12 protein-coding genes and 3 pseudogenes are annotated in these 13,994 nt (G+C 57.1%); 7 read left to right on the plus strand and 8 right to left on the minus strand.

Translation table 11 applies throughout. The features are described 5' to 3' along the window. The 6 genes and pseudogenes from AC5RVS_RS03570 to AC5RVS_RS03595 all read left to right on the plus strand — a co-directional run. Positions 1-1,590 (plus strand): sugar ABC transporter ATP-binding protein, encoded by a 1,590-nt coding sequence (locus AC5RVS_RS03570; protein WP_494107134.1) that lies wholly within the window; start codon positions 1-3, stop codon positions 1,588-1,590. Then, positions 1,565-2,653 (plus strand): ABC transporter permease, encoded by a 1,089-nt coding sequence (locus AC5RVS_RS03575; RefSeq protein ID WP_494107135.1) that lies wholly within the window; start codon positions 1,565-1,567, stop codon positions 2,651-2,653. Before AC5RVS_RS03570 ends, AC5RVS_RS03575 begins: the two co-directional genes overlap by 26 nt. A gap of 134 nt (positions 2,654-2,787) precedes the next feature. Next, the gene (locus tag AC5RVS_RS03580; RefSeq protein ID WP_494107136.1) at positions 2,788-3,879 is read left to right on the plus strand and encodes a sugar ABC transporter substrate-binding protein; all 1,092 of its coding nucleotides are present in this window, start codon (positions 2,788-2,790) and stop codon (positions 3,877-3,879) included. Positions 3,880-4,266: 387 nt separating this feature from the next. After that, positions 4,267-5,106: an SDR family oxidoreductase gene (locus tag AC5RVS_RS03585; RefSeq protein ID WP_494107137.1), complete on the plus strand. Its 840-nt coding sequence runs from the start codon at positions 4,267-4,269 to the stop codon at positions 5,104-5,106. Positions 5,107-5,389: 283 nt separating this feature from the next. After that, positions 5,390-5,991: pseudogene (locus AC5RVS_RS03590) on the plus strand (transposase); the annotation flags it as partial. A gap of 102 nt (positions 5,992-6,093) precedes the next feature. After that, positions 6,094-6,361 (plus strand): annotated as a pseudogene (locus tag AC5RVS_RS03595) (IS21 family transposase); the annotation flags it as partial. 759 nt (positions 6,362-7,120) lie between these two features. On the opposite strand, the gene AC5RVS_RS03600 reads toward AC5RVS_RS03595, so the two are convergent. From AC5RVS_RS03600 to AC5RVS_RS03615, 4 genes are all read right to left on the minus strand, one after another. Beyond that, positions 7,121-8,170, minus strand: coding sequence for a DUF7064 domain-containing protein (locus AC5RVS_RS03600; protein ID WP_494107138.1), 1,050 nt, complete (start codon positions 8,168-8,170; stop codon positions 7,121-7,123). A 9-nt stretch (positions 8,171-8,179) separates the two neighbouring features. Further along, on the minus strand, positions 8,180-8,767 hold the full coding sequence (locus AC5RVS_RS03605; protein ID WP_494107139.1) for a phosphotransferase family protein: 588 nt from the start codon (positions 8,765-8,767) through the stop codon (positions 8,180-8,182). 8 nt (positions 8,768-8,775) lie between these two features. Then, entirely contained in the window at positions 8,776-9,681 is a 906-nt protein-coding gene (locus AC5RVS_RS03610) for a phosphotransferase (protein ID WP_494107140.1), read from the minus strand. A 134-nt stretch (positions 9,682-9,815) separates the two neighbouring features. Next, positions 9,816-10,796: a sugar ABC transporter substrate-binding protein gene (locus tag AC5RVS_RS03615; RefSeq protein ID WP_494107141.1), complete on the minus strand. Its 981-nt coding sequence runs from the start codon at positions 10,794-10,796 to the stop codon at positions 9,816-9,818. Positions 10,797-11,335: 539 nt separating this feature from the next. Between AC5RVS_RS03615 and AC5RVS_RS03620 the strand changes: the two genes are divergently transcribed. Next, a complete protein-coding gene (locus tag AC5RVS_RS03620; protein WP_494107142.1) occupies positions 11,336-11,512 on the plus strand; it encodes a hypothetical protein in 177 nt (58 codons plus the stop codon). A 144-nt stretch (positions 11,513-11,656) separates the two neighbouring features. Here the strand turns inward: AC5RVS_RS03620 and AC5RVS_RS03625 are convergent, their stop codons facing one another. The 4 genes and pseudogenes from AC5RVS_RS03625 to AC5RVS_RS03640 all read right to left on the minus strand — a co-directional run bounded on the left by AC5RVS_RS03625 (position 11,657) and on the right by AC5RVS_RS03640 (position 13,862). Beyond that, positions 11,657-12,091, minus strand: coding sequence for an acyl-CoA thioesterase (locus tag AC5RVS_RS03625; RefSeq protein WP_494107143.1), 435 nt, complete (start codon positions 12,089-12,091; stop codon positions 11,657-11,659). A 33-nt stretch (positions 12,092-12,124) separates the two neighbouring features. After that, on the minus strand, positions 12,125-12,247 hold the full coding sequence (locus AC5RVS_RS03630) for a hypothetical protein (protein WP_494107144.1): 123 nt from the start codon (positions 12,245-12,247) through the stop codon (positions 12,125-12,127). A gap of 1 nt (position 12,248) precedes the next feature. Then, a pseudogene (locus tag AC5RVS_RS03635) lies at positions 12,249-12,515 on the minus strand (biotin carboxylase N-terminal domain-containing protein); the annotation flags it as partial. Positions 12,516-12,626: 111 nt separating this feature from the next. Further along, positions 12,627-13,862 carry an amidohydrolase gene (locus AC5RVS_RS03640; RefSeq protein WP_494107145.1) on the minus strand — a complete coding sequence of 412 codons (1,236 nt, stop codon included), beginning with the start codon at positions 13,860-13,862 and terminating at the stop codon, positions 12,627-12,629. Positions 13,863-13,994: the final 132 nt, after the last annotated feature.

Genomic DNA, 13,994 nt, shown 5'->3' on the forward strand with positions numbered 1-13,994 from the left:
ATGACCCAATCTAACGGTATGGGGGGTTCAGAAAACTTCTCCTTGCGGTTACGAGACCTAAACAAGACTTTCGGGTCTCAAACGGCTTTGAGTCATGTCGAGCTCAATGTTATGCAAGGTGAGATCCACGCCCTCATGGGTCCGAACGGGTCTGGCAAGTCCACCCTGGTGAAGATTTTGGGCGGCTACCACTACCCAGACTCGGGTAGCGCACTTGTCGGTGGACTCCCCTTCCGGCTTGGTGACGCGAGATCGGCTGATGCAGCGGGCCTTCGATTCGTGCATCAAGATCTAGGTCTCATCGAAGAGCTATCTGTTGCCGACAACTTTCACTTATCGATGTCAGCGGGAAATTGGGTAGCCCCGTTACTTAAGGCAAACGAGGTGAAACGGACCGGAGATGCCCTTCGAGATTTTGGATATGACATCGACCCTCGCTCTATGGTGGCAAGCCTCACCGCCGCTGAGCGAACCGCAGCTGCCATCGTTCGAGCGATCGCCGCCGACGATCGTCGACCTAAGATCCTGGTTCTAGACGAGCCCACTGCCTCCCTTCCGAGCGCTGATGCCCAGATCATGAAACGGGCACTGCGTGGCCTCGTTTCAAGAGGGACAGCTGTCTTATTCATATCGCATCATCTTGATGAAGTTCTTGAACTCGCTAGTCGCGTGACTGTTCTAAGAGATGGAAGAGTGGTCGCCTCGCGCGAGACGGCAGGTCTCGAAAGTACGGATCTGGCAGCGCTCATGCTGGGTCGTGGTCTTGCAAAAGAGAACGAGATCGCAATGAAGCAGCACTCGAACGAAGCACTTTCGGGACAACCAGTATTACGTGTTCGTGACCTCCGTACATCTGAGTTGCAGGGTATCGACCTCGATGTCCACGCGGGTGAAATCGTCGGCATTGCGGGACTCATCGGCTCAGGACGAGACCTGGTTGCTCCTGCTCTGGCAGGCCAGGTGGGGCGCTCTGGAGTTGTAATGGTTAACGACGCAGTGGTGAAGGCCGGTGAGCCTCGTTCCGCGATCGGCGCGGGAGTCCAGTATCTGCCATCAGAACGCCGTCGCGATGCACTACTAACGACCGGGACAGTTCGTGAGAATGTGACCATTTCAAACTTGGATCCAGTTTCTCGACCAATGAGATTGTCTCGGCATATGGAGTCTCGCGAGACCAACAAATGGATTGCCGCTCTTGACGTTCGTCCCGCCGACCCTGAGAGGCCGGTATTGGAGCTTTCCGGAGGGAATCAACAGAAGGTCATTATGGCCCGGCTTCTGCGCATGAAGCCACGTCTTCTGGTGCTCGACGAACCAACGCAGGGCGTCGACGTTGGCGCAAAACTAGCAATACATGACTTGATCCGGAAAGCCGCTTTAGAGGGTGCCGCAGTAGTCATATGCACTTCAGATGACGGTGAACTCTCGGCACTTGCACAACGTGTCCTCATCATGAAGCGAGGTCGTGTGGGAGCAACGCTGTCGGGCCATGAGGTAACGACGGAACGAATCGAAGAGGAACAGCTATTGGTGTCCAGCTCACGTGGTGCGCAGGAAGACACCCATGGAGAACGGATTCGGCATGAATGATACAAGCAAGGTCGGGCGAATTGCCCGCGGTCTGAGCCCAAAGCGAATCAGCGTGATATACCTTCTGGGCGCGATTATTCTCACTTTTGGTATTTGGATTCCGCATCTATTTCTTTCGGCCGTGACAATGCAAGTTGTGGCTTCGAGCCAAGCGGTTGTCATGCTGATTGCGCTGGCGGCAATGCTTCCTCTCATCGCTGGTGAATTCGATATCACAGTGGGCGTAAATATGGCGTTGTCATTGGCAATTGTGACTTGGCAGACGAACGTTAATCCGGATCTGAGCCTGCTGGTCGTTATTTTGATTGCAGTGGTCGCATCCGGGCTAGTCGGGTTGGTGAACGGATTCCTCGTAGTCAAACTCAAACTAAATTCGTTTATTACTACCCTCGCAGTGAGCCAAATATTGGCAGCGATCGCTCTGGCGATCTCGAACAATCAGCAGATTAGAGGTGTGTTCCCCGAAGCCTTCAGTGACTTCGGGCAGGCCAGGTGGTTGGGGGTGCCCGTGCCATTCTTTGTCTCTGTGGTACTTGGCTTCATCGTTTGGTACGTTCTCGAATGGACGAAGCTTGGTCGGCAATTGTTTGCCACCGGAATGAACCGCGAGGCGGCGCGACTATCTGGAGTGAGGACGAGTACGCTCGCGATTGGATCGTTCATCGCATCTGGGATTATCTGCGGACTAGCCGGAGTTCTCTTTGCGGCGCAAGTTGGGACGTTCTCTAACTCGGTCGGCATGCCGTTGCTTTTCCCGGCTTTTGCTGCCGTCTTCCTTGGTGCCACCCAATTCAACCGGAGACCCAACGTCTGGGGGACCTTTATTGCGATTGTGACATTGGCGTTCGGTGTGCAGGGCCTGCAGCTTGCTCTCACTGATGGTGGCTTCTGGATCACTCCGCTCTTCAATGGTGTTGCACTACTCCTTGCGATCATCTTTGCGGCCCGCCAGGTGCAGCGTGTCAAGAAAGCGGCAAAGGAAGTTTCGCCCCCATCTAGTGCTGAGAGTCATCTCTCTTTTAGCGATCATCCGGTGGAAGTTCCCGACCTCTCCGGGAGGTGAATCTATTAGTCAAGTGCAGCAACCCGCGGCACTTGCGATGCAAATATAGAAAGTTCAAGGGAAACGTAATGCGTTCTAGGACATTAGCTAGCTCGGTAAGGTTTGTTACCCTTGCAGCAGCTGCCACTCTAACAATGACTTCGTTGACAGCGTGCGCAGACGATAATGCTGACATTCCCGTCAATGAAGCGGTCGGAGCCGAGCAGGGTGGAGGGGTCGTCGCAGCAGCCGGGAGGCTTGACCCGCTTCTCGAGTTGGTGAGCGATATTGGTCCTCTGCCTGCACTCAAGGGAACGCCAGAGGAGGGCCAGCTTGCCTACTTGATCCGGTACAACAACGCGGCGGCAACTCCTCTGGACGATTACTTTACTGAAGCCGTGGAAGCGCTCGGATGGAAGGCGAAAATCCTTGCAACCGATGCGGCAGACCCCCAGGGTACGAACAATGCTATCCGTCAAGCGGTAACCGCCGGAGCGGACTACATCACAATCAACTCGGCAGACTCCAACACACTCGAGACTGGTATGGACGAGGCCATGGCTGCAGGTGTTCCTGTCTTCTTGACATCTGGAGTTGGTGAGGTCGAAGGTGAAACGAACGGCATTTATGGCAATGTTTCGAACTACATGGGAATTGCGGCGAGCGGTCTTTCACTGACTGACTGGGTGATCGTAGACAGCGAAGGTACTGGAAATATGCTGTTTGTCACGTATCCCGATGCTGGTGTCCTTGCAAAATCGAGCAAAGTCGTTGAGGCACAGCTGAAGGAAAATTGCTCTGAATGTACGCTGACGCTCCACGAACTCTCATCGCCGCAGGTGATAAACCTCGACATCACGCCTTCGATTGTAAATACCATTCGTGCTAACCCAGAAATCAAATACGTCGCAATGGACATTAGCTTGGCGGCGGTAGGCCTCCGGCAGGCGCTGGACGCGGCTGGACTCAACGATGTTAAGATTGCCGTGGCATATCCCACCGATGATCAGTACGAAGATGTCCGTGACGGCGACCTAGGTATCGTGGCAGCTTTCGGCTACGGGGACGCGATGTACGCCACGGTGGATCAAATGGCGCGAGTGTCTCTTAATATGGATGCGGAGCAGGAACTCCACCAGTCCCGTCCCTACCAGCTCTTCACCGATGAGAATCTTCCGGCCAATGTGAATAGCTGGGATGGTCCGGTTGACTTTCGTGAACAGTACCTCGAAATCTGGGGTATGTAGATCACGCGGTGACGCCAAACGAAATGGCGCGTTGGTGCGGATTCGCGCCAACGCTCCATTCGTCACATTGTGTTTTTCAAGAATTAACGAATGTCTGATATATCAACGGCACTGCACCCGGGATAGGAGACTTCCAGGTCGATTTGCTTCAGACGATTGATTGGGAAGGACGCCATCAAACCCAAGCTGCACCCGAAAAGCATCGCGCCGATGTCGTTCGTGGCATGACGAATAGTGGTGCGGGGGTCATGCACGCACAGAGTGCGAAGGACCGACCAGTTGCGCCTCGCGTTTCAGGGCGACCTCGGCGAACGTCAAGCTCTTCACGCAGACGATCTTGAGTGTATCGACAGTCACATATAGTGTCATCGGTCGGAAAGGATATTCATGGCGAGGACATATGTAGTTACGGGAGCCGCTTCAGGAATCGGTCGCGCGACGAAAGTGCTATTGGTGGAGCAGGGGCACCGGGTGATCGGCGTAGACCTGCACGGCAGTGACGTTGACGCTGACCTATCGACGACTGAAGGTCGAGCGGGTCTTGCCGATGCAGTCACCGCGATCAGCGGCGGCTCAGTCGACGCAGTGATCGCTGTGGCCGGCGTCGTCTCGTCATCGTCGCTAATGGTCAAGGTGAATTACTTCGGCGCGAAGGCCAGCCTTGAGGCGTTGAGGCCGCTATTAGCCAACTCGCAGGCGCCGCGCGCGGTCGTCGTGGCGTCCTTCTCGACGCTCCAGCAGAACAATGCTGCGTTGGTCGCCGCGATGGAAGCTGATGATGAGACCCTGGCAGTGTCGATCGCTGACGATCTGCCAGCGGGTGATGGTGGGCACTTGATCTATGCCTCCACCAAGCGTGCGATTGCCGAGTGGGTGCGGTCTGCGTCGATCACAGAGGAGTGGGCCGGTGCCGGTATTCCGCTCAATGGTGTTGGCCCTGGTGTGATCCTTACTCCTATGACTATGAGGGTGCCCATGATGCAAACCGAAGAAGGGCGTGCAGCACTTCTCGCCGCCGTCCCAATGCCGCTTAACGGGCCGGCCGAACCGGTCGTCGTCGCTCGCCTGCTGGGATGGCTGGCGAGCGAAGAGAACACGCATGTCACCGGGCAGGTCGTTTTCGTCGATGGCGGAGCCGACGTCAGTTTGCGCGGCGCGCATATTTTCGACGGCGCCGAGGGCACCGAAATGGACATCGCGCGAGCGCCAGTCCGCGCTAATCCGTAATCCTCCACTCCTCGCATGTCCTCGCGGTATCCGAGTTGTGGCGGGCCGGGGTCTAAGCTTGTTACTTAGCCTGCGCGGGTGGTCCCCGGCCGGTTCCCTGTACCGGGGTGCCCCGCTTGTCCGCTTGGCTGCCACCGCCTGATGATCGAAGGGTTCATGCGAGAACTCCCGGTGGTTATCAGTGTGCCCCATGGGTTGGCGGACGGGGTGTGTGGCGTTACCTTAGTGCAGTCTGGCGAGATGCTCAGCCACTTCCAGTGCGACAGCTTCCGAAATCTTATGTGTCACTGCACGCCTGAAACGGCTCGCCCAGCGCATGTACGCACGCCTCACGGAGGAAATCTTCGACGCCCTCGACCAGCAGACTGTGACCGTGGTCGGCATGCTCACAGACCTGCGCGCCTCCCGGGACACCATCCACGCCCAAGTCGAGGCCCTCGTGGAGGACCACTCTCTTAACTCGGTCCTGATCTCTATCCCGGCGGTTGGGATCAGGGCCGAAGCACGACTCCTCGCCGAAGTCGTCGGCAAGAAATTCGCCACCGCCGGGCACCTGGCCTCCTACGCCGGCCTGTCCCCCCGGTGACCTGCCGCTCCGGCACCTCAATCCGAGGCGACCACTCCTCACGACGAGGGAACAAGGTCCTCAAACGCGCGCTGTTCCTCTCCGCATTCGCCGCCCTGAAAGACCCGCTCTCCCGGGCCTACTACGACCCCAAACGCGCCCAAGGCAAGAAACACAACCAAGCCCTCATCGCCCTCGCCCGCAGACGCTGCGATGTCATCTTCGCCATGCTTCGCGACGGAACCATCTCTACGAAGCGAAAATACCCGCCGCCGCTTGACGAAAACCATGGGAGCACCCCCCCTGGCGGTGCTTCTTGAGGCCAAGGCATACCGAGTACGAGCAGGCACGTCGCCTGCGCCAACTCAATCTCACAGGCTCCGCGGTGACGGTCTCCAGGGCCGGGCACCTGCACGTGGTGTTCGACTACGAGGGGTCGGCGCACCGGCAAGAAGGTGGTGGAGTCGAAGTTGTTCGCCAACGTGAAGAACGCGGTCGGGTTCCTGCGGCGGAACCTCGTGGTCCCGGAACCGTAGGCCGCCACCTTAGCCGGGTTGAACCGGGCGCGGTTGGAGCGCTGTGACGAGCTGTCCGCGGCAACGCACTGGCGCAAGTAGGTCCAGGTGCTCGAGTTGTTCGCCAAGGACGGTCGCCTTCCTTCAGTTGCCGTGGGTCGGGTTCGACCCGGTTCCGGGGAGATTCGCACCGAGTGAAGAACGCCCTGATGAAATAGCTTCTCGCTCCTCCGGCAGGAAACCACGCCTAAGTGGCCGGATTCTTAGCGCTCAAACGGCCGAACCGACTCGACGAAACACACCTTCCAGCACATACCAGAGGAGCTGCGATCACGTGCCGTTCACGACCGGACTGGCAGAGGCCGGCCACGGCGGCCGCGGGCTGCCGTGAGGGGGACTGGTAGTTACAGCTAAAGTTTTTGCCGGTTTCCCCCGCGATCCTGTCCCCGGCGAACTGCACGAGGGCGGCGACCTCCGCCTCGGCGCCTCTCCGCGATCTGCCCTGCGGTCGCCCCTGAGACGGTATTGACCTTCCGCACGGCCAGGCCCATCCCAGCACTTCAGAAGCCAACGATTAGTGCGTAGAACCGCAGCTAAGAACCCGGGAAAATCAACGATGCTTGAGGCCACCACCGAAGTCACGCCATCGTGGCAGGACTCAGGCCAGGAGCGTCGCGGACGTAGCGGCGCCGTTTAACAATGGCGCTCACGTGTGCCCCAGGGCATGAGATGCTGTCATACGGTATTTCCTAAGTGTGCTGATCTATCAATATTCGGGTTGGAAGTTTCGAACTTGTCACCCACAGACAGAACGGGCCCCCACGCATATGCTGGGTTGGAGTTTCCCAGCCCAGCATATGCGTAGGCATATCCAGGGGGACTAGCCACATCACGTACTTGCGGCGCCCCCTAGAACTCGTCTAAGCCCCCGGTCCTACTTCTCGAGCTCCAGGTCAAAAGTACGCTCGGTGAGTCCGTACCCCACCTCACCATCCCATTCAAAACGGATAAAAGCGTCAATCACATGTCGGAATCCTCCCGGCGACGAATACGTCCCAACGGCCAGTTCGGTAGGCCCGACCAACCCTGTCGGGGGCGCGTTAAGCACGGTGGCCTTTAGAGTGGACGGATTACCGTCCGGAAGGATGAGCTGGAGTTCAAAATCAGTCGAGCACTCAGCAACGGAAGTTGCACGAGGGACGCCCACGGCCGCGATCTGCGTGCTTGAATTTTGATCAGTCAGCACGGCGTATGTCCACGGATCACTGTATGGAATGCCAGAAACGTCCATCGCCATGAAACCTCGACCAGACTCGGGGAACTGCGCCGTGATCCACGCCGTAGACATTCCCATCAACCTGCAATCTCGGTCACCCCACGAATGATCCCGTGCCCCGGTTCCATCAATTTTCAGGGTCTCACCATTGAAAGTAACGCTTCCATTGACCCGCATATGGACTTCATAATGACCCTTTGCCCAATCCGAATCGAATTTGGGTGCGCCCAAATCGAAAGGAAGAGTCATAGATTCGAACTCGAGCTCGAGATTCACGGGCGTCAACACGCCATCGGTTACCGGCCCAGCCCGATACTCGTCACCACTGATGAGCCGGGCACCTCCTTGGAACTTCATGACGAGGCGCGAAAATGGCTTTTCTACGCGATATGAAATTCCTGCTACGTTGAGGACCTCGTCAGTAATGTGTTGTCCGCTTGAGGCATTATGGGACACCAAGTATCGGTCGCCGGGTAGAGCGATAATTACAACTTCGTCCCACAAGTCAAGATTGTCGACCCTGTGTGAAAGGTGAACAAAAACCCCGACCTCCGTTTCCGGCGACCAGGCGTACACCAGGTAGTTCTCGGCCCACAAGTGCGTGTCGGCGTGACCGGGCTTCTGCCGAGCTTCGTGTTCCGGCGTCATCCAGGCTGGTTTCTTATCCAAATCAACCTGTGCCATCTTATTCAAATCAATCAGTGCCATTTTCTCTCCCTATTGTTGGAACTGCAAGCTCGAGTCGGAGTCAGTTGCGTCCAGACCCATGCGAATGAAAAGCGGATTGAATGCGAGTTCGAAGTGGGCAAAGCGAATGTCCTTCTGCCAACCGTTCTGCAGATTCAACGCAATTCGGCTTGCACCTATTTGAGACTGCAATGCAACATACGCTTCGAAGAAGCTAGCGTGCGTCATGTCAAGAGGACGGCCTCCCTTTGTTATGTAGTGCTCATAGAATTTGTCCCATGAGATGTGCTCGCTAATCGTCGACTTGAGGTACATGAGATCTGTAACATGACTCCCGAAAGCCGAGTATTCCCAGTCGAGAATTCCCGTAATATGCTCCCCGTTGCCAAGTAGATTGTGGATATTATAATCACCATGAGTAAGCACCAATGGCGAATCATCGCGCGGAATATGGGTTTCAAGCCAGTTCAGTAGATACTCAATTACTGGACTGGCAAGCAATTCGACCGTTTCGGAATACTCCCGCCAAGTAGCGACGCGCCGACGATAAGCAGACTCAACCGTTTCATTCGGATTGAGCAATTCTGGGTCGAATGCTGAGACAAAATCTGGCAACATGTCCGGCGTTACCTTTGCAGTCTCGCGAGATGCTCAGCCACTTCCAGTGCGACAGCTTCCGGAATCTTCTGTGCTCCAGAAGACAACGCACCCAGCGGCTTTCCTGGAAGCCGCTCCATTACGTAGAAATCTCCGTCGATCCCGTTAACAGCGTTACCCATCCAGAGCGGGCGCGGAACGAGGAAGCCGAGGTTCGAGAGTTCGCGAAGTAGTGAGAACTCGCGCTCGATCCGATACGCCGGATGGAACATAAACGGCACACTGTCGTTCTTTCTCACGACTAGCTCCCGCATCTTATCACCCGACTCAAGGACCGTTACAAAATAGGTCTGCTTGCTAAAACCGCCGGGAACATTCTCCACCGATACGAGCTGCAAATCCGTCCCGTCACTATGAACGGTTCTAAGAAAACTCTCGAACTGCCGGCTTGGGAGGGCTTCGATCTCCTCGCTGACATCATTCGTCGAATCCTGTGGCAGCGCAATTGTGTCGGCTACAGACTCCCATTCAGCGGCGCGGCGGAGTAACGCAGCAAGCTGCTCATCATCATCCTGTGTTCGTTTCTTCGACAGTGAACGACCAAGAGCCGCAAGGCGCTCCGACATATGTCCATGTTCACGCCTGTAGTCTTCAAATGTTCCGACTTTGAGCGAAGGGCGGCTCTCAGTGACATTGGTTTCGATGCCTCGGCGAAGCGCCAGCTCGACCATATCGGCATAGACCTCCTCTCCAGCTGCAATTGTTTGTCGCAGCTTCTCCACGGGGATACGTCGCCTGTAGTCGATCTGCAGCAGACTTTGTTTAATGAGCTCCGCGATTGGGCGAACATCCGATAAATCTTCCGCCCGAAGTATGGATGTGTCCATTGCGAGCTGTGCAAGGGAAAGATAAGTCTCGGTTGCATTAAGTTTCATGAAGAATCAGTGTCCATTTCTGCGAGCTGCGAGCATAGGCACCACGCTGATGTCAACTTCAGCGCTGAGGGCCCATCCACTCAACAGCCTTCTGCTACCACAGGGTCCGTTTTGTTCAATCGGAGAATGATGCGTCACAGGACATTCCACAGCTTTTTGAACTGATTTTCATAGCCCTCGGGTCCGTCGTACGAATCAACACCATCTGGCACGTTATTCACATCCCAAACAGGGAAGGGCGTGTCTAGAATTTCGTCGTAATCCATATTGAGGCTGATACGAGCCATCTGGTCCACCTGCATCCACACTGTCATCGCCGCAGGGTACGCTGTGACAGCTGCTATCGAGCCCTCCCGCATTGCTTGGACCTGGGCAGCATCTGCACTATTGACCAGCACCTTTATCTTGTCGCCCAGTCCAGCAGCCTCAAGGGCTTCTGGCACCCCTTGACAGAAAACGCCCGCATAGCAGGACACGTAATTCAAGTGAGGTTCCCGGCGCAGTGTAGAGGTAACAAGTGTTGGTGCCTCACCCCCGGTGAGCGCTGAAGTTGAAAGGTTGAGCGACTCGAAGGTGCATTCCGGGCAGGCTTGCTTGAACTCCTCGGCGACCATCGGCTCGGCCGCGGCGATGCCCGCCGCATCGTAATACGTGACGTGGAGTACGTGCGCTGGGCCTTCGGCATCTACCACAGCCCAGTCATTTAGCCTCTGTGCAAGATCCACAAGAAACCTGCCTCCGTTAACTACACCGTAAAGACCGTTCTCTGCTCCTGCTGGTTCATCCAATGCCACATTGGTGAAGAGAACAGGCACACCTTCAGACTTCGCCAGCTCAAGTCCGGCACCAAGCGAATGAATGTCCATGGAATCTACCGTGATGAAGTCCGCTCCTCCGTTAACCGCCTGGGTGACAGCACTACTAGCACCAAGTGGGTCAGCCGTGTCGAATGCAATGATTCTTGGCTCCCAACCCAGCGCCTCTACCGCCGCTTTGAATGGCTTATCTATCACAGTGGCAGCTGCATTGTTTGTATGTACCGAATAGACCACCTTGTTCTTAGGCGGGGTTCCTTTTAGAGGTTCCGTGGCGCTGATTTGGGAATCGGGTGCCACATGAGGCTGGAGCCTCGTTGTAGATTCGGATACCAGTTTGGCGTTTGAAGCTGAGTCGGTCTGATCGGCGGGCCCAGCCGTGCCTGGTTCGGAACTGCAAGCAGTTAGCAACAGCGTACCGACGATGCCAGCTGCTGCGAGAGTAGCCAGCTGCCGACGCCAAGACGAGCGGTGTAGGTTATCGGTCTTCCGGTGGCGCATGGAGTTGTAAGACTGTGGCCGATGAGTACCGCTCGGCGCTGAAACCCTGCGGAACTGGTTGTAGATGTACCGCGCCGCACCCGCCCCCGGTGCGGATGCCGGCACCTACCCTTGGGGGCCCAACATGGGCCACGGGACGGTCGAAAATATCCCGTTCGACCAGGATCCGTTTACCGGCAGGAGTCGAATTCGCGTACGGTGGAACATGAAGACTTCTTAGCATCGGTTGGCAGTTGTGGTGACCACCAACCTAAGAGGTCTTCACCCTTCCCCCGTGTAATCAACGTCGTGGCCCAATACAACTAGGTATGTTCTCGAGCGCACGGGTATGCGGATGAGTGACTTCCGATGTGTATGAAGCCAATGCGGCATGTGCGTTGGTTCCCCTGGCGTGGGCCACTGAGTTCGATGCCGATCCCGACAAGCTCAATCCGCGCGGTGGGGCGATCGCGCTGGGACACCCACTCGGCGCCTCGGGTACCCGGATTCTGACGACGATGCTGCATCCCCTTTGAGGACATCTGGGTCGTTTCGGCCTGCAGTCCGTATGTGAGGCCCGTGGCCTCGCCAACTTCACCATCTTGGAGCTCTTCTGCTGTGCTGGATGGTGCGTGAATTGCAGTGTGGACTCACTGTGGGCTAGCGTCGAGGGCCGAGCTTTACCGTGCCCGCACGTCGACGGGGGGCCCGCTGAAATGCTCCAGTATCCCCTTCGCCTGACCCGAAAGTGTGCGGGGGCGTCCGGTCGAAACGTCAACCAGCACGATAGATGTCGAAGCGATTGCGCACTCAACTTCTCCATCACGAACGCTGTAGGCGATATCGAAGCTCGATCGCCCCACTCGTGTCACCCATGCGGCGACGTCGATGGTCGAAACGTTCGGCCCGATCGGAGCTCGATAGGCGATCTCCTGATAGCCAATGACGATCCCGCCCCCGTCACCCGCAAGGTTTTCCACCGAAGCTCCGAGCGATTCGTCCTGATAGATCCGGAGCCGGGCGAGCTCAAGGTAGGACAAATAGACAGCGTTGTTAATGTGACCGAAGCGGTCGACGTCCGAAAACCGCACCTGCATGGGTACGACAAGTTCCACGAGTTCTCCTACGTTTTAGAGGCGACGTCGTGCTTATGCCGGCGAGTATCCCGTCGAACCGCGTACGACAAGTTCGGTCGCGAAGCGTTTGTGTTCAAAGTCCGCGTTGGTGTTATTGATGCGCGCCAGGAGCATCTGAAGCGATAATGTGGCCATCTCATCGATGGGTTGACGGATTGTGGTGAGGTCGAGCACCTTCCACGCTGTATTCAGCGATTGCACCGACAGAACCGGGCACGGTGGGCACTCCTGCCCGCCGCGCAATCTTCTTTGCCTCGATTTTGTCTCCCATGCGGCGGATGATGCCAGCAGCGGGACCGATGAAACCGACCTGCTCTTCTTCACACAGCGCGCGAAGTCCGTTCTCAGACAGGAGGCCATAGCCAGGTTGGATGGCGTCCATTTTGTATGCAAGTGCTGCGCTTACGACCGCGCGCGTCGGGGTTCGGGCTCCTTCTGAGCCGACATCCGACGATGCCGTTCAACTCTAGATGACGGCGGTCACCTCGACCGTGAAGGGTCGGCCTAGGGTTGCTCATGCAGGAGTTCCCAACTTTGACATCAGGGCGGTCATCGCGGCCCGGACTCCGGTGCTCAGCGTTGGCTCGATCACCGGAGCGAAGAATGGGGAGTGATTGCCGGCGGGAGCGTTTTCGCCGTCGAGCACTTCTTGGGCGTGTCCGCCAAAGAACCAATACACACTAGGGACGCCGATGGCCTCTGCCAGCAAGCCGAAGTCCTCGCTGGCCATGACGGGGGGTGTTTCGAAGACCGCGTCCTTCCCCAGAACTTCTTCGAGCGCTGTCATCAGGTCCTCGGCGGACGAGGGATCGTTGTAGCACTGCGGGAAGCTCGAGATTTCCTCAATGGCAGGCTCCGGGGCGCCTGAGGCTGCGGCCTCGGCGCTGATGATGCGTCGAAGCGAGCGGAGAACCAGATCACGCACGTCGTGATCGAAGGTCCGGACATTGAGCGTGAATTCAGCGGAGGTCGGGATGATGTTTTCCTTCAGTCCGCCATGGAACGTCCCGATGGTGATTACGGCCGACTTCATCGGATGGACTTGGCGCGAGACGATCGTCTGGATTCGGAGCACCATGTGGGCGCCAAGCACGATTGGATCAATCGACTGCTCTGGCTGTGATCCATGTGACTGTTTCCCGTGCACCGTGACCTTCCACGAGTCTGCCATGGCCATGGCCGTGCCTAGGCTGAGATTCACGGTGCCAGCGAGTCCGGGCCATACGTGCTGCCCGTAAATAATGGTTGGTTTAGGCGCCTTGTCCCACAGCCCGTCCTCCACCATCGCTCTGGCCCCGGCGGCGGTTTCCTCCCCGGGCTGGAAGATGAACACGGCCGTACCGGCCCAGGCGCCACGGTTCTCGGTCATGAGCTGGGCGGCAGTTAGTCCGACAGTGATGTGCGTGTCGTGGCCGCAGCCATGCATTACCGGGACCACGCTGCCGTCTGGCATCGTGCCTGTTGTTGTGCTCGCATAGTCCAGCCCGGTGTCTTCCTGGATGGGGAGGCCGTCGATGTCTGCACGGTAGCCGACGACGGGGCCCACCCCATTGCGCAGGATGCCGACAATGCCGGTGCCGCCGCATATGAATGTTTCGAGTCCTAAGCGGTCCAGCTTTTCGCGGATGTATTCGGCGGTGCGCGTTTCCTGCATCGACAGCTCGGGGTTGGCATGCAGGTGCTTATAGATATCACGCATTCCGGTGGTGTGACCGGCGGAGAGGCCGAATATGTCAGTCGTGATGGTCATGAAGTCCTTTCACAGGTGCGGGGAGCATTGCCTAATTGACAAGTGTGTACCACTGGCACCCCTGCGTATCAATCCCCTACATATTCCTAGTGCTGCTGCAGCTCAGAGGCCATTGAAATAATACCCGGTATC

Source organism: Arthrobacter sp. Y3221048 (assembly GCF_059092685.1).

What these genes read in the sequence shown, in the direction of transcription:
- AC5RVS_RS03570 (WP_494107134.1), top strand. Translation starts at nt 1, where the DNA reads ATGACCCAATCTAACGGTATGGGGGGTTCAGAAAACTTCTCCTTGCGG.
- AC5RVS_RS03575 (WP_494107135.1), top strand. Translation starts at nt 1,565, where the DNA reads ATGGAGAACGGATTCGGCATGAATGATACAAGCAAGGTCGGGCGAATT.
- AC5RVS_RS03580 (WP_494107136.1), top strand. Translation starts at nt 2,788, where the DNA reads ATGACTTCGTTGACAGCGTGCGCAGACGATAATGCTGACATTCCCGTC.
- AC5RVS_RS03585 (WP_494107137.1), top strand. Translation starts at nt 4,267, where the DNA reads ATGGCGAGGACATATGTAGTTACGGGAGCCGCTTCAGGAATCGGTCGC.
- AC5RVS_RS03600 (WP_494107138.1), bottom strand. Translation starts at nt 8,170, where the DNA reads ATGGCACTGATTGATTTGAATAAGATGGCACAGGTTGATTTGGATAAG.
- AC5RVS_RS03605 (WP_494107139.1), bottom strand. Translation starts at nt 8,767, where the DNA reads ATGTTGCCAGATTTTGTCTCAGCATTCGACCCAGAATTGCTCAATCCG.
- AC5RVS_RS03610 (WP_494107140.1), bottom strand. Translation starts at nt 9,681, where the DNA reads ATGAAACTTAATGCAACCGAGACTTATCTTTCCCTTGCACAGCTCGCA.
- AC5RVS_RS03630 (WP_494107144.1), bottom strand. Translation starts at nt 12,247, where the DNA reads ATGGCCACATTATCGCTTCAGATGCTCCTGGCGCGCATCAATAACACC.
- AC5RVS_RS03640 (WP_494107145.1), bottom strand. Translation starts at nt 13,862, where the DNA reads ATGACCATCACGACTGACATATTCGGCCTCTCCGCCGGTCACACCACC.